Source organism: Photobacterium sp. BZF1 (assembly GCF_014349205.1).
Taxonomy (GTDB): Bacteria; Pseudomonadota; Gammaproteobacteria; order Enterobacterales; family Vibrionaceae; genus Photobacterium.
The window spans coordinates 1-24480 of the sequence record NZ_JACSOF010000023.1; the positions used below are offsets into that span (position 1 = coordinate 1).

Here is a 24480-nt window from a genome sequence, read left to right on the forward strand (position 1 = left end):
GAATATATTGGTGAAATAACCGCCGATGGAGAATAATCATCAGCGGTTTTTAATTACTTCATGTTATTTTCCAAGTTCAACTTATTTTAAATCTGTCATTTATTACTGGGTGACAATGTAACGTAGGTTTTCATCTTCAAGTTTCTTTAATGCCAATTAAAAACGCCTTTGCACTTTTATCTGCTTAAATCAATGGTTTCTTTTTAATGTTGCGAGCAGTATTTGTGTTGGTATGTAACCTTGTGCACCTGAGTCAAGAATTGAAGAAAAACTGCATTTCGTGTCAGATCAAATTGATATTTGTAACACTGATATATAAAAATAGTCTCGCTCAAATTGGTATCTCGATATTACATTCGAAATTATCTTAATTAAATAATTATTCACTGAGCATAATACTATCAGTTGGAAAACCTAAGGCCGGATAGCCTCTGGTTTTTATTTATATCGGAGTTTACACATGACACGAATCAACACATTAGCCAGTGCTATTGCCCTGGCTTTGATGTCATCATCGGTTTCTGCACAGTTATTAATAACGGAATATGTTGAAGGAACGAGTAATAATAAAGCTATTGAGGTGACCAACCTTTCTGAATCTGGAATTAACCTCTCAGAATATAGCGTGAAGTTGGCAATAAACGGTGCAGACTCATTTGGTACCACCATCAGTTTGAACGATGTTAATTTGGCGGTGGGTGAAAGCTATGTCCTTCACCATAGTTCTGCGTCATCAGATATCAAAGAGGTAGGTGACCAAGCATCAGGCAGCCTGAGTTTTAATGGTGACGATGTCGTTGCTTTGTTCGATGGTGAAGAGTTGATTGACAGCTTGGGCCAACTAGGTGTGCGTGAAGACTTTGCCAAAGATGTGACCCTTCGCCGTGACCCTTCAGTGACGACTGGAAGGACGGATGTCGAGAATGAATTTGACCTTGATGCGCAGTGGACAACTTTTCCAACGGATACTTTCGATGGCCTAGGCTGTAGCGGCCTCGAAGCCTGTGATGGCACAACACCGCCACCGAACCCTTTCGTATGTGATACCGATAACCTCGTGCCAATCTATGACGTTCAAGGCGATGGTGATAGAAGCCCGTTAGTGCCAGAAGGGAGCTTCGAGAGCCCAGAAAAATACTTTGTTCGTGGTGTTGTTACCGCTAGAGGTGAGAGCTTATACAAAGGCTTCTACCTTCAAGACCTTTACGGTGATGGTAACGAAAACACATCGGATGGGGTGTTTGTTTTCTTGGGCGGCGGCACGGCACCGAATGACATTCAGCCGGGAGCAGAAGTCTGTGTTGAGGCAACAGTCAAAGAATACTACGGCAATACCCAATTGGATGTTCGCAACAATGCGTTTAAGGTAGTTAGCACGGATAACCCAATTCCAGTGCCGACAGCTTTCCGAGTTAAGGAAGGTGAAGATCTTCATACCGCTCTTGAACGCCATGAAGGTATGCAGGTATTGCTTGATGCAGACAGCCCGTTGGTGATTACGCGTAACTTCAGTTTCGATTATGCCTCATACCGTAATAACCTGATGCTGGCCCATAACACGCCGCTTTATAACCCGACGCACCTTTATGCCGCAGAGACAGAAGCCGCCAAGCAGCAGGCTGCCGAAAATGCGAACAGCCGTGTTTATGTCGAATCAGATTACAAAGCCAAAGATGGTGAAGTGCCTTGGTTCGATAACTTCAATCCTGTAGATGGTTATCTCCGCATGGGCGATAAGCTTAACGGCCTGACTGCGATGGTGGGTTACAGCTACGGTGAATACCGACTCGTGACAACCAATGTTATTGGTAGTGGGGATATCTTGCGTCTGCCAGAAAATGACAGGGTGGATGAACCCTTAACCAAGGACGAAGATGGCATCAAGGTCGCTGGCTTCAATGTATTGAATTACTTTAACTCTTACGCGGAATCTGGCAATCCGAACCATATGTGTAAAGAGGTAACGGTCAACCCAGATGATGATTGCTATCGTGGCGCGCCATCGGTTGATGAATTTGCTCTTCAACAGGCCAAGCTCGTCAATGCGATCGTCGCGATGGATGCTGACATCGTTACCCTTATGGAGCTTGAAAATAACGGTTTTGATGACAACAGTGCACTCGATTCTTTGGTGAATGCATTAAACGATGAACAAACGGATAAGAAAGATCATTACCAGGCCGTTAAAGTGCACAAGTCGGATCTGACGTTTAAAGATGACTCGGGATTTGAAGGTATCGAATATTTCGGAACCGACGCAATTACCGTGGGTATCATCTACCGTCACGATAAGGTGAAAGCCAAGAATCAGGCTAGGAAAATTGTGATGCCAGAGCAACATGCACCACTTGATGGCGGTGGGGTGAAAAGTGCCTACCAACGCCATGCAATGATGCAGACATTCAATATTCCTGGCGAAAAAGATGATCTGACCGTTATCGTTAACCACTTTAAATCAAAAGGTTCGACATGCTGGGAAGACGATGTCATCTTCGCTGACGAGGAAGATGTACAGGGTAGCTGTAACAACTTCCGTGTCTCTGCGGCAAAAGTTTTGGGTGAAGCGGTCAAAGATATCAAAGGTGATGTATTGGTCATGGGAGATTTGAACTCTTATGGCATGGAAGATCCTATCCTGACACTAACTTCATTTGATGAGGCTGATCGTGGCGGCAAAATCCATACTGCTTCATACACCACACTTGATGGTGAAGTATTTGAGAACGAGGGGCAGTTGGTTGAGAAAGGCTATGGCCTTGTAAATCTGAAGCATAAAACTGACTTCAGTTATAGCTACGAGGGCGAACTGGGTAGTTTGGATCATGCTTTGGCAAGCCCGTCGTTGGTAGACAAGGTGGCAGCTGTTGAGGCATGGCATATTAATGCTGCCGAGAGTAACTTGTTCGAGTACAGCCGTAAGCACACTGGTGATCTAGAGAAGTCAGATAATATCTATTCGTCTTCGGATCACGACCCGATTATTGTGACCCTATCGTACAACGATACCGATGATAAAGGCCAAGGCGGAACGGGTAACTCAGGTGGTGGTGCAAGTATCCCATTGCCTATGCTGTTCGGTTTGATGTTGGTGGCAATTCTACGTAGGAAGCAGCGCTAAATTACACCATATCAAATAATCCAGACAACCGGCCTTGTGCCGGTTGTTTTTTTGGGGCTGTACTAAAGTTGATTGAATACGGAGTGTACATAACTGTAGACGATAAATAAGGAGCACATAATGCGGTGTATATTACGTTTTTCCATTCCGGCCAAGAAAGGGAATGAAGCAGTTGCCGATGGCACCTTGGCAATAGCCTTCAAGAACTTGGTGGAGAAGGTAAACCCTGAAGCGGCATATTTTCACTTAGATGATGGCTGCCGAGCAGGGACCATTATCTTTGAGGCAACCGAGCAACTATCAATGGCTGAAATCAATGAGCCCCTGTTTGCTATGTTGGAGGCCAAAATTGACATCCAGCCAGCTATTAGCTTGGATGAACTATTGGAAAAGCTATAGCTTCACCGCCACTTAGCATAAAAGCGGTAATTATTGTGGTGCTCGGTATTATTCCCTAACACATTGACCTGATTGATATAATCATTATTATAGCCATGGTTGTTTTTGGGTCATTTCGACAGGGAGTAGGTCGTGACGTTAAGCACTATTCGGTTTGCCTTGGCACAGTTAGAGGTTACACCTTGTGACATAGAATCAAACATAACAAAGCATGAGCGGTTATGTGTCGAAGCAGCACGTCATGATGCCGATGTTATCGTGTTTCCGGAGTTGTCGCTGACAGGTTACGAACTGCCGTCTTTGCAGCGATTGGCTATCGAACAACAATCTCCACTAATACAGCGCTTGTCTGACATTGCCTCTATACAGCAAATCACGATAGTGGCAGGCTGCCCATTGTCGGGCCCAGAAAAGACACTTCATGGAATAACGAAAACGGACAAAAAGCCGAATATCGGCGCTATTATTTCCCATCCTAACGGCCATACAGATTTCTATTCAAAGCAATACCTTCATGATGGTGAAAGTGAGTTTTGCTGTGCCGGTGAGCAGGACTATTCATTTTCTGTAAATGGTTTCAATATATTCCTAGCGATCTGTGCCGATTTTACCGAGCCACTGCATCACAAAAGCGCTCGTGAACACAATGCGCATATATATCTAGCCAGCGCCTTGATATCCCAGTCTGGTTTCGAAACCGATAGCCGGATATTGGCAGGTATTGCTGAGGGGCTAGAGTGCCCGGTCTTGCTTGCAAACTATATCGGTAATACTGGTGGTTGGGATACTGCAGGTCAGTGTAGTGTCTGGGATAAACATGGCCATTTAGTTGCTCGAGGTAGCCATATGGAAGAGGGTATTACGTTTTGCACGATTGAACATGGTGCAACTGGAAGCCGGGAGATTATTAGAGATATAGAGTTTTTATCTTGCTAAAGGATAAAGCAGGCGCACAAAAGAGTTTGACGTTGCTAATTAAGAAGTAAGGAAAAGGAATGACACGGATACGAGAAATGGATATCTCAGACTACCCACAGGTCATCAAACTTTGGACCGGCATTGAAGCGATGCTACTTCGTGATGCCGACTCACAACAGAATATTGCCAAATACCTAGCCCGTAATCCCGGGATGAGTTTTGTTGCTTTTGACGACGAGGGTATTATTGGCGCTATCTTGGTGGGGACGGACGGTAGGCGAGGCTACATACAGCACCTTGCAGTGAATACACACTACCGAGGGCAAGGTATTGGTGCTCAACTTATCTCAAATGCTATAAATGCGTTGGAAAAACAAAGCATTGCAAAGACTCATCTATTTGTGGCAAATGATAACCTGGATGCGCAGGGCTTTTATGAAAAACTCGGTTGGTTTCCTCGTGATGAGGTAAGAATGTTTTCGTACAACTCATCATCTGCGAGTAATGTGTAGCTAACGCGAGGTATTAATTTGTTATATAAATTGTTCGTTTTAGCCGGCATCGTTCCAATTTCTGCCTATGCTACTGAAGCCCCGCTGCCTTTTTCATTCTCGACGCATTATGAAGTGTATATTGTTGAAGGTGATTCAATATCGGATATCGAGGCATCGTTTGATGTTGATAAACCAAAGTTCCTGAGGGATAGGAATGCAGATGGTTATACGGGTTGGGAATATGATTACTGGACAGATGATAATACCTGCGAGATTAAAGTATTTAACCTCGACATTACCTATAAGCTGCCGCGTATCAAACAATCAGTGGCTTCCCCTGAAATTACCGAACTTTATCGTGAGTATATCGAGCAACTTTATCGTCATGAGGAAACGCACTGTGCATTAACTGTTATGTCAGTTAACCAGATTTACCAGGCTTTTAAAAAAGGCCAAAAAGGTAATTGTACAGAGCAAAACCAGACGGTAGATAAACTAGCAGGCAGGGTCAAGGAGGATAACGAGTTGTTCGATACATACACCAACCACGGTGAAATAGAACTGGCCGTATCGCCTTTTGGTGAAGAGCCATTTTACCCAGTTTGTAAAATTCCTTTCTCAGGAATGATGGCAGGCAATTAACCAGTTTTATCTTGTTAGAAAAAGAGCCGCTATGATGTTAATCGAACACTCATTAGGTGGAATTTGAATTGAACTCTTCTCCATTAAAAACAGCTGTGTATGTTTCTAGCGCCATGTTGGCATTTGCGGGTAACTCGATATTGTGCCGCTTGGCATTAGCTGAAGGGGCTATTGATGCCGCAAATTTCACCCTAGTGAGATTGGTCTCAGGGGCAATAACCCTTGCGGTGTTGACTATTGCCTTGCATTCCAAATCATTCTTCAGCCCGTTTAACTGGAGAAAAACCGATTTTCTCGGGGCTCTAATGTTATTTGGTTACGCTGCGACCTTTTCATTTTCATATGTGAAGATGGCGACTGGCACGGGGGCTTTAATTTTGTTTGCGTCAGTCCAGTTCACCATGATTGGTTTTCATCTTTTCAGCGGTAACAGGATGAGCCTTTGGGAGTGGGTGGGACTGGTTGTGTCCCTGGCTGGTTTTGGGTATTTACTTATCCCTAATGCCACCCGGCCCGATATTGGGTCAGCCGTGTTGATGACAATTGCCGGGATATGCTGGGCTGCGTTTACTCTGTTAGGAAAGCGTGAAAGTGATCGCCCCTCGCTTTTGACCATGTCAATAAGCTTTATATTGGCCTCATTGCTGGGCGGAGGCATTGCCGTGACTGCTGGGATGTTTATGCCAATGCCATTTCAAATTGAGCTTATTTCATCTCGTGGTTTAGTGTTAGCGGTGCTGTCTGGCGCGGTTGCTTCAGGTCTTGGTTATGCGATTTGGTATGCTGTCTTACCAAGGCTTTCTATATTGCGAGCTTCAATCGTTCAGCTTTCGGTGCCGGCAATCGCCAGCATTGGTGGTTGGATAGTTCTTAGCGAGCAAATCACTCTTTCCGCCACAATCGCCACTTTGTTGGTTCTGGGCGGTATTGCCTTAGTCTTTGCAACAAGAAGCAATGAGTAAGCTTCGTTTTAGCCGTTATCTAATGGTTTGCTAACTATTAGCAACAGCCTAATAATCTATTAATTATTGCCTGTCTAGTTGCTAACAATCGTTTTGAATAAGATACCTTTCATCGATGTAGAGCTAGGAAACAGACATGAATGCGACAACACAGAGCCGCCCGCTAAAACACGGTGTTGGCTTAACCTTACTTGCTGGTTTACCTCTTTTCACCCTCTTACCATTGGGTTTAGATATTTTCCTACCAGCGGTTTACCAAATCGGTGAGTTCTTCAATAACCAAAATGTTCCTTCAATGGCTATCAGTGTTTACATGCTGTTCTGGGGAGTAGGCCAGCTATTTTGGGGTGGCATGGCGGATACCATTGGTAAGAAGAAAACAGCCCTTATTGGGTTGGTGATTTTCTCTGTTAGTTCAATGCTGATTTCAGGCATTGAGCAAGACGAATCAATGCAATTTCTTGCTTATCGGGCGTTGCAAAGCTTTGGAGGCAGTGCGTGCTTCACAGCGATCTTCGCTTTGATTCGGATGCGATTTGAAGGCGCTACGTTGAATAAAGCCTATAGCTACTTGAATGGCATTCTGGCATTTGTGCCTGTTAGTGCTCCTTTGATCGGTGCTTATATTGTTGAGAAGAGTGCTTGGTTCACACTGTTTAGCCTTATGGCAGTGATGGGGCGGTGAGTATTGCTTGGATTATGCTGGCGCTTCCGGCTGATAGTGTTCAACACAAAGATAACACTAAAGAAGTGAATACTCATGGGTTCGTAAAGCGTTATCTGTCGGTGATGGGGAATATTCGCTTTCGTACTTACCTGTTTTTTGCACTTGTCGCCCAAACGCTTTTCATCTACCTGCTGACCGTTGCGCCGATGTATTTGATGGGAAAACTTGGTGTGTCTCAGATCCTGTTTGGCCAGATGTTTATGGCGATAGCTGTCGTCTTTATGGTGGGGAGTTTCCTTGCACCAAAGCTCAACCAGTTGATGAATATTAAAACGCTTATTGGTGTATCCCTAACCTTGATTGTGTTGGGCGCGGCTTTGATGTTTGCCATGAGCGGTATTCACGCATGGTACTCATTAATCATGCCTATGGTGATTGTTGCAGTGGGCTGTACCATTTTGCTAAGTAGCAGCCCTGCTAACGCACTGGCTGATTTTAAAGAGAATGCGGGTGCGGCGAGTGGATTGTATACCGCGACGACATTTGGTGTCGGTGCGCTGGTGTCAGCCTTGTTTACCAAACTGATTGATAGTACGGATTTGACACAGGTTGCGCTGGTTTATGGTTTATCTGCTGTACTAGCCCTAGTTGTGTTCGCCTTGTCCAAAACGTTGAACGAAGACGTTAAAACGGCCTCAGCGCATTAATCCTCTGAGCAATAAGGTACAAAACCCCAAGCAGTATTATTCAATCACATATATCGAAAAAGGCTTAGTCTATATCTAAGCCTATTCCCCGATATAACCTTAAAGCGATAGGAAACGAGCATGATGAAAATCAGAACAGTTATCTTTCTCCTACTTGCTGCAGTGAGCCTACAAGTAGCGGCACAAGACCCGCAGACACATAGGCAACACGCAGACACAATTAATGCTTTCTTCTCTCAATACTCACTAATTGGCAAATCAGATTCTGAAGAAAAAGGGATGGAGGCATTTGCTGAGCAGCGAATGGCGCTGTTTAGCAAAGACAGCAAGACAATCGTCCATGATGATACCCGTACAGAATATCAGGGTAGAGAAGGGCATATTCAATCGATCAAAGATTGGTTTGCTATCTACAGCACTCAAGATGACTTTGATTATGAGATAAAAGGCAATGTGGGTGGCAACACGGTAAAAGTTGAGTTGTATGGCACCCTGCAGCAATCACTACCTGATGGCGAGAAGACGGTTGCCCCTGATGCCCATAAGTGGACAGAATATTTCACGTTTGATGAATCAGGGCTGATCGAACGTTTGCAGATTGATATGAATCTATTGAGCGACAGCTATGACAGTCATGCCCGTGAGCAGCTGAGCCGTAATGATGTTGCGAGTTTTGTCTACCAGTGGTTTGCCGGCTTCGACCATCAACGTGAATCTGGCTTCTTCCTACAAAAAATCGCAGAGCCGGTAGACATGTACTATCCAGATTTTCCGGTAAAGTCCTATGATGACTTCCTGCGCTGGTACAAAGGGGTGACCGATAATATCACTTGGAATGCCCATGATATTCAAAACTTGTCTATCTCAGGCAACCAGGATGAAGGGTGGCAGGTCAGCTATGATGTGGTTTGGAAAGCGACGGCAAAAAGTGGCGACAAATACGATATGCGGGTTCATCAGCAACTCAGAGTGGTTCTGCAGCAGGGTCAGCTGAAAATTGCCAAACTGCGTGCCGAAGTTATCGAATAACCCATGACAAGTTTTAGAGGGTAGGTTATGTCCCAACCAGTCGCAATCATTACCGGCGCTAATCGCGGTTTAGGTAAAGAAACCAGCCGCCAGCTAGCCTCGCTAGGATATAAAGTCTTTGTTACTGCGCGAAAATTAGAAAGCGCGCAGCAGACCGTAGAGGATCTAGGCAGTAAGAATTTGCTCCCTGCGCAACTCGATATTACTGATGCTGATAGTGTTGGGAGGTTCTTGCACTTTGTAAACCGTGAAGCACAAAGCGTGGACGTGTTAATCAATAATGCCGCGATACATTATGATACTTGGCAGAATGTGGTTGATGCGGATTTAGAGACTGTACAACAAGCGATGGATACCAATGTTTTTGGTGCGTGGCGAATGGTACAAGCCCTGTTGCCTTTGTTGCGTCAAAGTCCGAAAGCCAGAATCGTCAATGTTAGTAGCGGGGCGGGGGCACTCCACAATATGGGGGGCTCGACACCCGCTTACAGCATGTCGAAGATTGCCTTGAACGCACTGACTCTGATGCTGGCAAACCAGTTAAGCCTTAAAGGTATTATGGTCAATGCGGTTTGTCCGGGGTGGGTAGCAACCGATATGGGGGGCACAGGCGGTCGTCCTATCGAAGAAGGCGCAAAAGGCATCGTATGGGCGGCGACAATGGATCAAGATGGCCCGTCAGGCGGTTTCTTCCGTGATGGTCAACGGATTGATTGGTAATTATCCTTGGGTGCCAAATAGGGAATCTTTGAGCTCTTTTGTCTGGATAGACGATACATACCTAAACATTGTAATAGCGAGTAGTTGCTAGTAAACCCATGCTCCCAACGTATAATGGAGCTATATCATCAATATGCATAATTGTGCTTATTGGTTTTTAGCGTACATTTTGAACTAGGGTTTTATATGAGCCGCCTTTCCCGAGGTTTTACACTTATTGAGTTGGTTGTCGTGATTGTGATTTTGGCGATCACTGCAGTCTTCGCAGCACCTCGCTTTTTAAACTCTGCTTCCGATGCCCGCAAGGCGGCTCTAGATGGTTTTGTAGGGGCATATCAAGCCGCAGATACCATGGTTGTCAGCAAAGCGATGATGCATGGCATGGATTACACATTGGACTATACACAAATTCCAGGGACAGACCTTCGCGTCATATACGGTCATATGAGCTTGCTCAAGGAAGATCTTGAAAAGGCAATGGATATTAGTGATTTTGGTGTTACTTCATTTGATATGACGAGCACAGTAATTTATATGGGCAAAGATCTGAACAAAGAAGAGCTGCCTTTAGTTGAAAAGGGAAGGTGCTATGTTCATATCTCAATGCCTATTCATATAAGTGATAATAACGGTGTACAGACAGGTACATTACTAGATTACAAAGTAAACAAAGTTTATGAAGGTTGCTAGGTACTCCAACAACCAAGCAATAAATGGTTCACTGGCTACTAGCTATTTCACCCGAAGTAGCCGATACCTGACGCCCTCAATATGAAAGACCAATACCTGAGAGACTTTCATCTCCTCAACCTTCTCTAGCATATCGGTATCAAACTGTTTTTTCTTCATCCATTGTAAGGGTTGCTTGAAATTATCTTCGCTGACAACAAATGATTCATCTTGAAGCGTGCTGCTTCGGATATTGACGACCCACACGCGGGATTGGAAATCAAGGGCATCAGCGGCGGCGGATTTAAAGCGTTGCCAAAGTGAAGTGGGTTTGTTCATTTCTGTATTAATCATTACGGCTCTGGTGCAGCATAGTGTAGCTTGCATCAATAGCAGAGGCTAGAGGCTGAAAAACGCCTCTAGGTTTGTCTTCGGCTGCTTGCTACTTATCTGTATGGGTTTTAGTTTGAGGCCAACACAAAGTTTGAAAATCTTGCTGTCGACGGGGCCATTTTTGATCCTCCGAAGGTGTATAGCATTAGCCCTGCTTCTTCGCCGTCAAGGGCACCAGCAGTACCAACCACTGTCCATTTACCACCGACAGACTCGGCATAGGAAGCGGTTACCAAGCTATCACGCTTTTCGATTTTGACAACCACATCATCTTTTGAGTAATCGATAAGCTGCTGTACTGAAGGGTAACCGTCTTTCTCGATAACAAACACCAGCGACAGCTTGCCATTGAACATCTCTTTGCTGATCTTTATGTAGTTGTCGTTATCCCAAATAATGCCCAGCCCACCTTGTTCGTAAGTCCGTTTAGGGGTTAAATTAATTGCGACCTGTGCACTGAAATTCCCTTTCTCTTTAACGCTATCTTGCTTGATTGGATGGATAAACATATTGTCCACCTCCGATGAGCCAGCGCCCCAGATGTTTCCTTCAGAGACTTGGACAAGCAATTCTTGGTCTTCAATACGCCAGTTCACTGGGTTGTCATTGCGAATATGCCAGTTGTTTATTTCAATCATGGTCAGTTCCTGTTGGTCAATTCAATGAAGTTAAATCATGCGCTGGCGCAGCTGATAAAAGATATCGTCAATATTCGTAGTACCAGATTGCTCAATTCTGTCTAATTCTCTCTGTACTGTATCAAAGTAAAGCTGGTTGCTCATATCGTCCAACTGACTGTAATAGTGAACTCTGCGACCGAGAATGAAGTTATGTTGATGCTCTGGTTGTAATGCCAAAAAACGATCGATAGTCGCAAGAAACTGAGGCTTATCTTCAGGCAATTTACCATTTAGCTCCATAAGCAAGTTGATGGAGTGGTAGTTGCCATAATTACCCTTTACGTTTTCTAGAAGGCTAATCAGCTGTCTTTGCTCCTCGACCATTTCAAGCTCTGTCAGAGGAGTGAAATTACCATCTTCCACCATACTATCGAGTTCTGTACCGGGCTTAACGGCCAGCGACAGAATACGGATTTCATCGGGGTCAATCTGATTTAGCAGGGCAGCTGTTTCATTCACATGCTGCTCTGAAAGCTCTTTGCCACCCAAGCCAAGAATGATAAATGTCATCATCTTCATGCCTGCCTGTTTGGCGTACTCCGCTGACTTGAGGATAGACTTAGGCGTGATGCCTTTTTTCATCTTCTGCAAAACATCAATCGAACCAGACTCCATGCCGCAGTAAAGCATGTTGAGGCCAGCGTCGCAGATGGCTTTCATCTCTTCCGGTGACTTTTTCGTCATGGTTTGGGCGCGGCCATAGGAGCTTATTTGTTTTAGCTCCGGAAATGCCTGCTTAAGTGTATTCAATACATCCAGTAAATCCTGCGTATCCATGGCGAACGAGTCACCGTCTTGTAGAAAGCAGGTATCGAATTTCCGGCCCTTATAAAAGGCTTTCGCCGCCCAGATATCTCGTTTGATATCTTCGACAGGGCGGACGGAAAAATTCATTCCGTCAAACAGGGTACAAAAACGACATTTATTCCAAGGGCAACCTTGGGTTGTTCTGATCAATAAACTATCGGCTTCTGATGGTGGACGAATTGGCCCTTGTTGAAACTGAATAGACGGCATCGTGATTATCCGGTCGGTATGGAATTAATGGGTAGTCATCATAAGCCTTGTCACTTAACTTAAAAACGGCGTTGAAATTGATATATTATCAAAAGAGATTTGATAATAAGTTTATTGAAGGCACGTATATGCTCATCCAAGATCTTGAAGTGGTGTTGAAGGTGGCGGAGTTTCGCAGTATTACTGCGGCAGCGACCAGTTTAGATATGCGGGTGGCAACGGCCAGTGCAGCAGTCAAACGGGTTGAAGCCTCACTTGGCGTTGAGTTGTTTGTTCGTACTACCAGACAACTTAGGATCTCTCCTGCGGGAGAGCGCTATTTACCCCAGTGCGAACAAGCCCTGCAAATGCTTGAAAATGCAAAGCAAAATGTACGTGAAGACCTAGATGATATAGATGGTGAAATTAGGATCTCCCTGTCGTCAGATCTTGGTAGGAATGTGGTGACTCCATGGCTGGATGCGTTTCTTGCCAATCACCCTAATGTCGCCTTGCGCAGTAATATCAGTGATAGCAATATCGACTTTTATCGTGACTCGGTAGATATGGCCTTGCGGTACGGCTCTCCCAATGATGCCAGTATGTATGGTTTCAAAATTTGTAATGTGCCTCGTTTGATGTGTGCGTCAGCTTCCTACCTTGAATCCAATGGGACTCCTAACTCGCTAGAGGATCTGAAACAACACAATGGTTTGTTCTACCAGCTTCGCGATATTGTTCAGGATGAGTGGCGGTTTAATGTTGGTGAGCAGAGCCACAAAGTGAAACTAAAGGGAAACCGCTCCTCCAATGACGGGGATTTGGTCAGGCGCTGGTGTGTATCGGGGCAGGGGATTGCCATTAAATCCTGCTTGGATATGGCCGGTGATCTTCTCAATGAGCGGGTGATTAACCTGATGCCAGACTACAAACCCACCCCGACCGAGCTATGGCTTGTCTGCCCGAGCCGCCAGTCGATTACACCGACAGTAAGAATGCTCCGTGATTTTTTGCGAGAGCAAACTCGTGAAGTGTTATTAAAGCTGGTGGACGCAAAAGTGCTAGAAAAGAGTGTGTTGAAGTAGAACTAGCAAGACAGGAGCCGTAGAGGGAAATAAAGTTACTGCAGAATAAATAGAAAAAAGAGGATGGCCTATGCCATCCTCTTTGTGTTTTTCATAGCGATTGATACAAATTAGTTCGCGCGGTTAAACGTTACTACGTTGTAGTCAAGCGGCTTAAGTGTTGGCATGTTTTCAGCGATGTAGTCGATAACAGCTTGTGCATCGGTGTTACAGCGGAAGTTGTCAGCCTTACAGTTAGGGGCTGCGCCTTCATAGTTCACCTTGAAACGACCATCGGCCTCGACGATGTTCTTCACTTTGAAGCCTGTCAGCTTGCCGTCAACATATGCAAGGTCAACACGGCCAGAAGATTTCTGCTGGGCTGTAAATAGCGGAGTCCAGCCATCGTTACCTGTTGCATTGTAGTTGTTGATTGCAACGTTGTAGGTCTTGTTGTCTTCGATTGGTGTCCAAACCGGTGCTTCAGCAGTGCCAGTCATCACTTCAACGTAATCTAGCTTACCGCTTTGGTAAGGCGTCGTTTCTGTGTACTGGTAACGGATGTGGCCACCGTATGGGAACTTACCTGCGTGAGAACCTTCAGGAAGGGTCGCAGAAACTGTACCGTCGATCAGTTCTTTGATGTCTTTACCTTTTACAGGTACGACAGACATGAAGTTAGAGAATGGTAGTAGTTCTAGTGAAATGTTACCTTCACGGTATTCACCCGCTTCAATGTTGGTACGGATACCGCCAGCACCGATCAGAGAGAAGTCAACTTTCATACCGGTAACAGCAACAACTTCTGGTGAGTTAGCCCAGTAGTACTGGCCTGCTGCCAGGATAGGGGCTACATCAGAACCGTGTGCGTCTGTACCGCCGTCACCCGGACGACGTTCGTGGTTGATTTCTTCAGGAACCTGAGCGATTACCTTACCGTAAGCTTCGTTAACCGCTGGCTTGTACTTGGTGTCGATGATCTGACGCATTACCGCTTCTTCTTCGGTAATGGTGATGTTGTCTTCACCTTCGATGAAGCTCACCACGTTGGCGGTCTCATCGGCGCTGAATTCGCTACCGGCTTCACGTAGCGGCGAGTGGAAATACTCGTCGTTACTTAGCAATACGTTAAGGCCTGCACAGTTAGTCACTTTACCGTTGGCGTCGAAGGTAACATCCAACTGACCGATAGCTTGTGCGTATTCACCAGCTTGAACAACACATGTCTGGCTCTGACCGTCAGGGTTCTGAACCATTTGGGCGTATTCGCCGCCATTGTCGTGGCCTAGGTTGGTGAAGTCGCCCAGTAGGGTGTGTGAGTGACCACCTACGATCAGGTCGATACCGTTAACCTGTGATGCAACGTCAACATCAATTGCGTTACCGATGTGGGTAACCGCGATGATGTTGTTGATGCCTTTTGCATGGAACATATCAACAGTTGCCTGCGAAGATTCCACCATGTCATGGAAAATTACGTCACCAGTATTAGGCGCGATGTTTGGCATGTCGTCTAGCGCGATACCGAAGACAGCAACAATATCTTTGCCAGCAGGAAGGTTATCTAGGTCAGTGACTTCTGTTTTCTGGTTGCCGTCGAACGCGTAAACAACGTAAGGCTTGAGGTTGGTTTGGTCTTTCAGGTCGGCATCTTGGCTAGCGTCGATGTTAGCAGCTAGAACAGGGAAATTGATGTCGCCAATGAACTGGTTAAGTTTTGTGTTATTCAGGTCGAACTCGTGGTTACCCAGTGCCATGGCATCAATACCTAAGCGGCTCAGTAGTTCGGCATTCATTGCGCCTTCATTGAGTTTGAAGTATGCGCTGCCTTGCCATGCGTCACCACCGTGAAGGAACAAGAAGCTCTGGTCATTATCTTCAGCCGCTTTCTTATACTCATCAGCCATCGTTTGCAAACGAGGGAAGCCACCGAACTCGTTGTAAACTAGCTTGTTTCGCGCCCAGAAGCTGGACTTAACAGGATCGAAATTGGAATGCGTGTCGTTAATGTGGGCGACAGTTAGGGTAAAAGAGTCACCTGTTTCAACTGTAGACTGAGCACAACCAGCTAGCGCCGTTGCGACAGAAAGCGCGATAAGAGGCTTAGTAAACTTCATGGGATAACCTATTTATAATTATCTGTTGATGGGTGAATGCTGTGAATACTATTCAACCACAGAGAAAAGCCTTATTACTGTAAGGCTTGCGCACTATATACGAGTTAAAACAGAGGAGCAATTACAAAACGGAGACATAAAACTTCGGTTATTGACCGCCAAGCAAACGATTGTGTGTAACGATTGCTTAAATTAGCGCAGGTGATTGAATATAAAGGCACTTATAGGTGGTAGTTCAACGGTTGAATTTACGTATGAACTTGTAATCAAGTGTATTAATGATTCCTCGCGTGAATGTATTGATGTGCTTTTGCTTTTAAAGTAATCAATCGCTCAATTTTTTGTGAAGTTCATCCAAATTGGGAAAAATATCCCATGAATAAAATCTCACAACCTTGGTGAATTGATTTAGCGCAAAATATAAGTTGAATATTAAATGCTTTTTTGCGTTAAAAGCATAACAACTTTAAAATTGAGCGGTTAATCAAGAAATCAATATACCGTATAAAGGTCCTCTGTTAAAGTGGTGTAAAAATAAGATAAACAAAAAATGAATCATTGATGCTGATGTGTGTTGCTTAAGCGGGTGATCACAAATTTTTGCTGGGAAAATCGTATTCCCTTGCCTATTTAACCTTTGAGTGGAAAAATTTCCCACATAAAGAAAAATGCGGGAAATTACACCCATGAATAAACAAGAGTTCATTAATGCGGTCAATAAATTTGACTCTTATACGGCAGCAGAGAAACGTATTGCAGCGTATTTTATGGAACATTACACCATGCTGCCGTTTGCTAAAATTGATGAGCTCTGTAAACAAATTGGGGTAGGGAAAGCAACCTTAGGGCGCTTTTTACAGCGTTTAGGGTTTAGTGGTTTTATTCAATTTAAAAAAGAAGTGTCAGACGATTTGGCACAAACGTTAACCACGCCAATCGAACGCTATGAATACCATACTCATGAAGCATCGCAAGATACTATCGAGGGCTTATTGGCAAATCATTATCAAGAAACGATAGATAATGTGGATAAGACATTCAACAGTTTACCTGAACAAGATTTTGAGTCAGCGATGAAATTAATGCGACAGGATAAGGGTAAACTGTACGTGATGGGTAGTGCATCCTCTGAAGCATTAGCAACATACTTTTACCTATTGGCTAGGTACTTACGTAAAGATGTCGTGTTATTGAAAGCTGATATCTCAACCTTGCCGCATCAATTAGTGGATGTGACCAAAGACGACGTGTTGCTGGCTATCTCTTATCACCGCTATTCGTCTATCACGATCAAACTTGTCCGTTGGTTCCATGAGTGCGGAGGTCATAACATCCTAGTGACTGATCAACCTGTGAACCCTTTTGTCTCATATTGTGATGTCCAGTTTATTGTCGAAAGTGCCGGAAGAGGTTTTTTCAATAATCGTGCGGCGGGTTTTGCATTGATAGAAGCGTTTATCAAAGGGCTTTCGATGCACCAAGAAAAAGATAATCGATTTAAACGAATAGAAGGATTGTTCGACGAATTCAGTGTATTTAAAAACTAACACCTTAAAGTTAATACAAACAAATTTATTTATATTAGCCTGATTGAATTATTATAACTAACTATTTGGTTCTGCCAAATATTAACGTTGAGATAATCAGGTGTGGTGTTAATGTATCCAATTTTTAGCTCATATTTATTAAACCAATAAATCACATTTTTATTCTCTCTTGAAGGGGTTTTTAATGATTACATACTTAGCTCTACCATCAATATTTGGTGTCGGATATTTTATTGTCAAAAAATATAATACTCAGGCAGTGTTATTTTTGGCAGGTTTGATGATGATTGCTCTTGGAGTGATAAGCGGTAATACCGAATTCATGCCAAAGGGTGGGGCACATACCGGCTCTGTGGTTGTCGACTTTTTTGAAGTGATCAAGGTTATCTCATCCTCTACGCTCGCCAAGTTGGGCTTGATTATCATGGCTGTGGGTGGTTTCTCGAAATACATGGGCCACATCGGTGCGGCAAATGCCATGGTGCAGATTGCGACCAAGCCACTGTCTTATGTGAAGAACCCTTATTTGGTGTTGGCGATGGCGTATGTTATCGGCCAGTTGATTAATATATTCATTCCTAGTGCGACCGGCCTGGCGCTACTTTTATTGGTAGCCATGTACCCGGTTTTGGTCGGTGTAGGCTGTAACCCGGCAGCGGCGGCAGCGGTTGTTGCAACAACCGGTTGCTTGGATCTTGGCCCAGCATCATCGGCAGCGAACAAGGCTGCTGAAGTGTCAGGTATTGATGTCGCTACATACTTTGCTAGCTACCAGTTACCTGTCTCCATAGCTGCGATGGCGGTTATCGCGGTTCTTCATTTCTTCTGCCAGCGTTACTTTGACCGCAAAGACCAAGAGAACGGCGTGACTCACGAATTTAATCTTGAGTCAAAAGAGCAGCGTGAAGCACCTAAGTGGTTTGCTATTTTGCCTGTACTTCCATTGCTGCTGCTTCTTACTTTCAGTAAGTTTGCAATCACCTCAATTCGGATGGACGTGGTTACCGCTATGTTTATCGCACTGTTTGTCTCTATGGTGTGTGACTTTATTTATACCCGTGATGGTAAAACCGTTGCTGCTTCGTTGAAAGTGTACCTAGAAGGTATGGGCGGTGTATTTGCCGGTGTGGTTACCCTGATCATTGCCGCTCAGGTGTTTGTTGTTGGCCTAAGCGCGATTGGCTTTATCGATTTGCTTCTTAACTCAGCAGCAAACTTGGGCCTAGGTTATTCAGCCATGGTTGTGATGCTGGTGGGTATTATCATTACTATTACTATGCTATCAGGGTCAGGTAATGCCGCATTCTTTAGTTTCTCCAACCTTGCCCCTGATGTGGCGTCACAAGTCGGTACAGCTGCGGCACATGTCGCGCTACCAATGCAGTTATCAGCAGGCCTGATGCGTTCGGCCTCACCGGTTGCCGGTGTTGTGATCGCCTGTGCGGCGGTGGCCAATGTCTCCCCAATTGAGCTGGCAAAACGAACTGCGATTCCAATGCTTGGTGGATTGCTGACGGTAATGATTTGCTCACAACTCATTGTGTAAGCAGGGCTAACAACGAAAACAACTAAGTTTACGGCAGAACAATTCTCTGCCGTATTTTCGATTCAGATCGGAGCTGAAACATGAATATTGTCGATAGATTTATCAACTATACCCGTATCAATACAACGACTAGCCGCGAAAAGGGAGCTGCTGGCATCATGCCTTCTTCCCAAGGGCAAATGGAATTGGCGATCCTGCTTAAAGCAGAGCTAGAGGCACTAGGTATGGAAGAGATCGTTCTACGCGATACCGCGATCCTTACCGCGACCCTACCGGCCAATACTAATAAAGATTTACCTACGGTTTCATTCTTTGCCCACCTAGATACCAGTGCCGAGCAAACCAACGACACCAAAGCCCAAATTGTTTCTTACCAAGGCGGGGATATCGTACTCAATGAAGCATTGGAGATAGTGCTCAAGGAATCAGAGTTTCCTGAAATTGCCCAATATCAGGGACAAGACATCATTGTGACCGATGGCACCAGCTTGTTAGGTGCAGATGATAAAGCAGCGATTGCAGCCATCATGCACGCGCTTCAGGTGTTGGTTGCAAACCCAGAGATTGAACATGGCCCGGTCAAAGTGGCATTCCTGCCTGATGAAGAGCAAGGTTTGCGCGGTGCCAAGGCATTTGATGTTGAAAGTTTCGGGGCTGATTTCGGCTATACCTTGGATTGCTGCGGCATCGGTGAGTTTGTTTATGAAAACTGGAATGCGGGTAACGCGGTAGTGACTTTTACCGGTCAGTCAGCCCATCCTATGTCTGCTAAGGGTAAACTGAAAAACTCTCTGTTGATGGCACAGAAATATATTGCCATGCTGCCACTGGGTGAAGCACCTGAATATACCGAGGGTAGGGAAGGCTATTACTGGGTCAAAGAGATGTCTGGTAACAGTGCCAAAACGGTGCTTAAAATGGATATCCGTGACTTTACCAAGCAGGGCTATGCCCATCGTATGGCTTTCTTGCAGCAACTTGCTGATAGCTGCCAATCATTGTGGGGTGAAGGACATATCGAGATTGAGCTTTCAGACCGCTACGAGAACGTTGCCAACAGTCTGGAAGGTGAGGCTGGCTTCCCTATTGAAATCGCTAAGGCAGCTTATCTACGTAACAATATCGAGATGAAAGCGATTCCAATGCGTGGCGGCTATGACGGCGCGGTGCTTTCTCAAAAAGGGTTGCCTTGTCCGAATATCTTTACCGGAGCCCATAACTTCCACTCCATCTATGAATACTTGCCTGTTAAGTCACTTCAAGCTGCAAGCGATGTGGTGGTGGATGTGATTCGGATTACTGCTGAGGAATATGCAAACTAACGCGCGATGGGGAGTCAACGCCTAGGGGCGTTATAAGCAAGTAAAGATGCTTAATAGCCAATAAAAAAAGAGCCAGCGTTTTTTACGCTGGCTCTTTAGTTTGTATTGTCAGAGTAGATTACTTGCTAGTAGCAGCTACCGGCTCAGTACCTTCTGGGTGCCATGCACCGTCTAGGTCATCTAGCTCTGGGAACTTAGAGCGGTCGAACTCTGGCGTTTTACCCGCTTTAAGCTGTGTTTCGTAGTCTTTGATAACCTTGATAGCCAACTTAGACAGTAGTACCAGCGCAACAATGTTGATTAGCGCCATCATACCCATAGATGCGTCAGCTAGGTTCCATACCACTGGTAGTGAAGCAACAGAGCCGAACATCACCATGATAAGTACGCACACACGGAAAGCGAATAGGCCTTTCTTAGTGTTACCGTTCAGGAACATCACGTTAGTTTCAGCGTAGCTGTAGTTCGCGATGATTGACGAGAAACAGAACAGTAGAATCGCTGCAGCCATGAAGTAAGTCGTCCAGCTACCTAGCTCGCTTGTTAGCGCTTGCTGAAGCAGGCTGATACCGGTTGCCGCGTTTGGTTGATCCATCACGCCACTTAGCATAATCATTGCTGCAGAAGCTGAACAGATAACGATGGTATCAACGAAAACACCTAGCATTTGAACGAAACCCTGAGACGCTGGGTGGTTCGGGTTTGGTGTCGCACTTGCTGCAACGTTTGCTGCAGAACCCATACCGGCTTCGTTCGAGAATAGACCACGAGCGATACCGCTTTGCATTGCCTGTGCAATGGTGTAAGCCACACCACCTGCTGCCGCTTCTTGCCAGCCAAATGCGCTCTTAACGATAAGAGCCAGTACTGCTGGAAGCTCAGTGATGTTCATGATCACGATGATCATTGCGATTGCCAGGTAGCCGATAGCCATTACTGGAACAATTTTCGCTGATGCTGCTGCAATCTTACGTAGGCCGCCCATGATGAAGAAGGCAGAGAAGGCAACAATCACTACACCCATGATGGTTTCGTCAAAGCCGAAAGAGTGGCTTAGCGCATCTGTGATGGTGTTTGCTTGTACTGCGTTGAATACCAGACCGAATGCAATGATCAGGAACACTGAGAATAGTGAACCCATCCAGCGCATGCCTAGGCCTTTTTCCATGTAGTAGGCTGGGCCACCACGGTATTGGCCGTCAACATCTTTAGTTTTGTAGATCTGAGCAAGTGTTGATTCGATGAAAGCCGTAGACATACCGAATAGGGCAATCAACCACATCCAGAAGATAGCACCTGGGCCACCAACGGTAAGTGCAACAGCAACACCAGCCATGTTACCAGTACCTACACGGGCTGCCATTGATGTACAGAACACTTGGTAAGAGCTGATACCGTTATCAACATCTTTACCGCTTTTTAGGACATCAACAGAATGGCGGAATTGGCGAATTTGGATAAAGCCGAGACGTAAAGTGAAGTAAATACCGACTGCTACCAGTAGGTAAACAAGGAGTTGGCCCCAAAGTACACCGTTAATTGCGCCGATGACAGCCTCAAGGCCATCGTTCAGCGAGGTCAACCAAGTTTCGTTTGTAACACTCATACTAATTTCCTGTATATGACACTCAACCGATTTAGAGGTTGGTCGAGCAAACTGAAACGTCCATTTACATGACAGTTCATGAATATGATTCTGAATTTATATTTGTTATTAACTGGAAGAATCCAGTCATGTGTAACTTGTTGAAGTTACATATGTGAAACATAGAATCAGGTGTTTCATCTGTAGACGGGGCGGTAAGTTAGCACGAAATTCTCTCACATCAGCGTGATGTATATCACGTTTTTTCAATGAGATTCGCGCAACTCAAGCTTGCAACACTGCATTCTGTATAATTAAATCAATAATTTCAGTGGTTTATCTTTGTGTCACTACGTTTCTTACAGAGGCTTAATGAACATTGTATAATTGATGATATTTTTGGTTTTTACTCTGTGTTAACCAAATAACGCAGAATATTTAACCGTGATTTGTTGTGTGGATTTCAACTATTCTTAACATTTGAGAATGGCTGTGAAGGGATTGAATGGCAGTAATGAATAATATTTCATGAAATAGTTAAATAAAAACCGCCCATTAAAAGCGGTTTTAACCAGTGAAAATATGAAATTAGTGCAGTAAGGCAGTTTTGCGGTGTTGGTAGGTGGCTTGGTAAGCGTTGGTTTTTTCTTCACGCCGATTAGAAATACTGGTGCTTTCTTTATTTGCTTCGACGTTATGCCCTTCAAATTGATGCCCGCAGATACACACATATCCCCCAGATTCTGAAATGAGATATTCTTCATCTTGGCCACATTCAGAGCAAATTGGCAGATCTTGCATATTATTACCAATACCTTTTTATGAATACACGAGGGAGTTTTATACCCAATATCAGACTAATGCTTAGTTTGATTCGAATATAGTAATTCTGCAGGGGTGTATTGAGTATCGGCTTAAAGGATTTTTTGGAGGAAACACGAAAATTATTAATATTGCAGCTAAGCAAGTTTGCAAATCCAAAAAAGAATGTATAAGGACATAGTTAATGTGGCTGTTTCCTAGCCATTTCATTGAAAGAAGACCCGCCAATTGGCGGGTCCTTAATACAAAATAGCTTGTGGTGACTATAAGCGGTCTGTATTAGAAAGAAGTACGCTTGTAACGACGGTACTCTGCATCCCAGAAGTTGTCGTTGATCTTCTCTTTAATACGCTCGTCGGTATTCTTAGGCGCTTTACGCTGCTCAACCGCTTTCTTAGCAACGGCGAATGCGATATGACGAGAAACGTTCTGGATCTCTTCCAATGGCGGTAGAAGGGCACCACTACCGTTAATGGCCAGTGGTGAGCACTCTGCTAGGGCACGGCTACTTTCCATCAGCATTTCATCTGTTACACGACGAGCACCTACAGCCAGTACGCCCAAGCCAATACCAGGGAAGATGTAGCTGTTATTACACTGGGCAATCGGGTAAGTCTTACCGTTGTGAACGACAGGCTCGAACGGAGAACCGGTTGCAACCAATGCGTTACCGTCAGTCCAGCGGATGATATCTGCAGGAGTCGCTTCCACACGGCTGGTTGGGTTTGACAGTGGGAAGATAATTGGACGCTCGCAATGGGCATGCATTTCGCGGATCACTTCTTCACTGAATAGGCCAGGAACGCCAGATACACCGATCAGAACCGTTGGTTTGGCATTGCGCATTACATCCAGTAGCGAGATGTTGTTATCTTCCGTATCCCACTCATTGATTGTTGAGCGTGTTTGTACCAGCTTCTTCTGGAAGTTGATAAGGTTCGGCATGTCATCAACCAGCAGACCCCAGCGGTCAACCATGAACACCTGGCTACGCGCCTGCTGATCAGAAATACCTTCAGAGACCATCTGAGCAATAATCGCTTCAGCAATACCACAACCCGCAGAGCCGGCTCCCAAGAATGTCACACGTTGTTCAGACAGCTTGCTTCCTGCTGCTTTACATGCGGCAAGTAGTGAGCCCACGGTTACCGCTGCTGTGCCTTGGATATCATCGTTGAAGCAACATACTTTGTCTTTGTAACGCTCAAGCAGAGGCATGGCGTTCTTCTGCGCAAAGTCTTCGAACTGAATGAGCGCATCAGGCCAGCGCTGTTTAACGGCTTGGATAAACTCGTCAACAAAGTTGTCGTACTCCTGACCAGAAATACGAGGATGACGCCAACCCATGTACATTGGGTCAGACAGACGCTGTGGGTTGTTGGTACCAACATCTAGAACAACCGGTAGGGTATAAGCCGGGCTGATACCGCCACAAGCTGTGTACAGAGAAAGCTTACCGATTGGAATGCCCATACCACCGATACCTTGGTCGCCCAAACCAAGAATACGTTCACCGTCGGTCACAACAATCACTTTTACGTTGTGGCGAGATGCATTGTTTAGCATGTCTTCAATGCGGTCACGGTTAGGGTAAGAGATGAAAAGACCACGGCCACGGCGGTAGATGTTCGAGAAGTCTTCACACGCAGCACCAACAGTTGGCGTGTAGATGATAGGCATCATCTCTGAGATGTGGTTTTCAACCAAACGGTAGAATAGGGTTTCGTTAGTATCTTGGATGTTACGAAGATAGATGTGCTTATCCATGTCGTTTTCGAATTTCAAAAACTGCTTATAAGCACGTTCTGTTTGTTCTTCAATGGTTTCGATAGCTTCTGGAAGCAAACCTTCCAGGTTGAAGAACATACGCTCTTCGACAGAGAATGCACTACCTTTGTTTAGCAGGGGAGTTTCTAGTAACGCAGGGCCGGCGTAAGGGATATAGAGGGGGCGTTTATCGTTATTCATGCAATAGACTCTGTTTCATGGGTAGTAAGGAAATGGGCTATCGTAAGATTTTCCATTTAGGCGCTAATCGTAGATCTACCTTGCTGATTATTCAAAGGGAAAGCGCAGAAATTTC

General features: G+C 45.0%; 22 protein-coding genes. 15 read left to right on the forward strand and 7 right to left on the reverse strand.

Features of this window, described 5'->3' with window-relative positions; all coding sequences use genetic code 11:
- The first annotated feature begins 460 nt into the window (after positions 1–460).
- The 11 genes from BIZ37_RS06975 to BIZ37_RS30595 all read left to right on the forward strand — a co-directional run bounded on the left by BIZ37_RS06975 (position 461) and on the right by BIZ37_RS30595 (position 10346).
- On the forward strand, positions 461–3118 hold the full coding sequence (locus BIZ37_RS06975) for an ExeM/NucH family extracellular endonuclease (protein ID WP_187460892.1): 2658 nt from the start codon (positions 461–463) through the stop codon (positions 3116–3118).
- Positions 3119–3238: 120 nt separating this feature from the next.
- Positions 3239–3517 (forward strand): hypothetical protein, encoded by a 279-nt coding sequence (locus BIZ37_RS06980; RefSeq protein WP_187460893.1) that lies wholly within the window; start codon positions 3239–3241, stop codon positions 3515–3517.
- Positions 3518–3649: 132 nt separating this feature from the next.
- A complete protein-coding gene (locus BIZ37_RS06985) occupies positions 3650–4453 on the forward strand; it encodes a carbon-nitrogen hydrolase family protein (RefSeq protein ID WP_187460894.1) in 804 nt (267 codons plus the stop codon).
- A 59-nt stretch (positions 4454–4512) separates the two neighbouring features.
- Positions 4513–4947 carry a GNAT family N-acetyltransferase gene (locus BIZ37_RS06990; protein WP_187460895.1) on the forward strand — a complete coding sequence of 145 codons (435 nt, stop codon included), beginning with the start codon at positions 4513–4515 and terminating at the stop codon, positions 4945–4947.
- A gap of 18 nt (positions 4948–4965) precedes the next feature.
- A complete protein-coding gene (locus BIZ37_RS06995) occupies positions 4966–5571 on the forward strand; it encodes a DUF922 domain-containing protein (RefSeq protein ID WP_187460896.1) in 606 nt (201 codons plus the stop codon).
- A gap of 68 nt (positions 5572–5639) precedes the next feature.
- Complete coding sequence (locus BIZ37_RS07000) at positions 5640–6533, forward strand: DMT family transporter (RefSeq protein WP_370577317.1); 894 nt, start codon at positions 5640–5642, stop codon at positions 6531–6533.
- Between the two features lie 136 nt (positions 6534–6669).
- A complete protein-coding gene (locus BIZ37_RS07005; protein WP_187460897.1) occupies positions 6670–7218 on the forward strand; it encodes an MFS transporter in 549 nt (182 codons plus the stop codon).
- The gene (locus BIZ37_RS07010; RefSeq protein ID WP_187460898.1) at positions 7215–7907 is read left to right on the forward strand and encodes an MFS transporter; all 693 of its coding nucleotides are present in this window, start codon (positions 7215–7217) and stop codon (positions 7905–7907) included. The genes BIZ37_RS07005 and BIZ37_RS07010 overlap by 4 nt, the downstream gene beginning before the upstream one ends.
- Positions 7908–8027: 120 nt before the next feature.
- Complete coding sequence (locus BIZ37_RS07015; RefSeq protein ID WP_255526694.1) at positions 8028–8936, forward strand: hypothetical protein; 909 nt, start codon at positions 8028–8030, stop codon at positions 8934–8936.
- A 27-nt stretch (positions 8937–8963) separates the two neighbouring features.
- The gene (locus BIZ37_RS07020) at positions 8964–9656 is read left to right on the forward strand and encodes an SDR family NAD(P)-dependent oxidoreductase (protein ID WP_187460899.1); all 693 of its coding nucleotides are present in this window, start codon (positions 8964–8966) and stop codon (positions 9654–9656) included.
- Between the two features lie 186 nt (positions 9657–9842).
- A complete protein-coding gene (locus BIZ37_RS30595) occupies positions 9843–10346 on the forward strand; it encodes a Tfp pilus assembly protein FimT/FimU (RefSeq protein ID WP_187460900.1) in 504 nt (167 codons plus the stop codon).
- A gap of 42 nt (positions 10347–10388) precedes the next feature.
- Here the strand turns inward: BIZ37_RS30595 and BIZ37_RS07030 are convergent, their stop codons facing one another.
- The 3 genes from BIZ37_RS07030 to BIZ37_RS07040 form a co-directional block, all read right to left on the reverse strand.
- Positions 10389–10679 (reverse strand): hypothetical protein, encoded by a 291-nt coding sequence (locus tag BIZ37_RS07030; RefSeq protein WP_370577318.1) that lies wholly within the window; start codon positions 10677–10679, stop codon positions 10389–10391.
- A gap of 107 nt (positions 10680–10786) precedes the next feature.
- Positions 10787–11356, reverse strand: a complete 570-nt coding sequence (locus BIZ37_RS07035; protein WP_187460901.1) for a DUF1349 domain-containing protein — start codon at positions 11354–11356, stop codon at positions 10787–10789.
- Between the two features lie 30 nt (positions 11357–11386).
- On the reverse strand, positions 11387–12415 hold the full coding sequence (locus BIZ37_RS07040; protein WP_187460902.1) for a radical SAM protein: 1029 nt from the start codon (positions 12413–12415) through the stop codon (positions 11387–11389).
- Positions 12416–12543: 128 nt separating this feature from the next.
- Between BIZ37_RS07040 and BIZ37_RS07045 the strand changes: the two genes are divergently transcribed.
- Complete coding sequence (locus BIZ37_RS07045) at positions 12544–13479, forward strand: LysR family transcriptional regulator (RefSeq protein ID WP_187460903.1); 936 nt, start codon at positions 12544–12546, stop codon at positions 13477–13479.
- A 110-nt stretch (positions 13480–13589) separates the two neighbouring features.
- Here the strand turns inward: BIZ37_RS07045 and BIZ37_RS07050 are convergent, their stop codons facing one another.
- Positions 13590–15575, reverse strand: a complete 1986-nt coding sequence (locus BIZ37_RS07050) for a bifunctional UDP-sugar hydrolase/5'-nucleotidase (protein WP_187460904.1) — start codon at positions 15573–15575, stop codon at positions 13590–13592.
- Between the two features lie 686 nt (positions 15576–16261).
- Between BIZ37_RS07050 and BIZ37_RS07055 the strand changes: the two genes are divergently transcribed.
- The 3 genes from BIZ37_RS07055 (at position 16262) to pepT (ending at position 19990) form a co-directional block, all read left to right on the forward strand.
- Complete coding sequence (locus tag BIZ37_RS07055; protein WP_187460905.1) at positions 16262–17122, forward strand: MurR/RpiR family transcriptional regulator; 861 nt, start codon at positions 16262–16264, stop codon at positions 17120–17122.
- A 184-nt stretch (positions 17123–17306) separates the two neighbouring features.
- Complete coding sequence (gene dcuC, locus BIZ37_RS07060; protein ID WP_187460906.1) at positions 17307–18668, forward strand: C4-dicarboxylate transporter DcuC; 1362 nt, start codon at positions 17307–17309, stop codon at positions 18666–18668.
- Between the two features lie 80 nt (positions 18669–18748).
- Positions 18749–19990: a peptidase T gene (pepT, locus tag BIZ37_RS07065; protein ID WP_187460907.1), complete on the forward strand. Its 1242-nt coding sequence runs from the start codon at positions 18749–18751 to the stop codon at positions 19988–19990.
- A 118-nt stretch (positions 19991–20108) separates the two neighbouring features.
- Here the strand turns inward: pepT and BIZ37_RS07070 are convergent, their stop codons facing one another.
- The 3 genes from BIZ37_RS07070 to BIZ37_RS07080 form a co-directional block, all read right to left on the reverse strand.
- Positions 20109–21596, reverse strand: a complete 1488-nt coding sequence (locus BIZ37_RS07070; protein WP_187460908.1) for a sodium:alanine symporter family protein — start codon at positions 21594–21596, stop codon at positions 20109–20111.
- A gap of 567 nt (positions 21597–22163) precedes the next feature.
- Positions 22164–22376: a hypothetical protein gene (locus BIZ37_RS07075; RefSeq protein WP_187460909.1), complete on the reverse strand. Its 213-nt coding sequence runs from the start codon at positions 22374–22376 to the stop codon at positions 22164–22166.
- Between the two features lie 300 nt (positions 22377–22676).
- Complete coding sequence (locus BIZ37_RS07080; protein WP_187460910.1) at positions 22677–24365, reverse strand: NAD-dependent malic enzyme; 1689 nt, start codon at positions 24363–24365, stop codon at positions 22677–22679.
- Positions 24366–24480 lie beyond the last annotated feature (115 nt).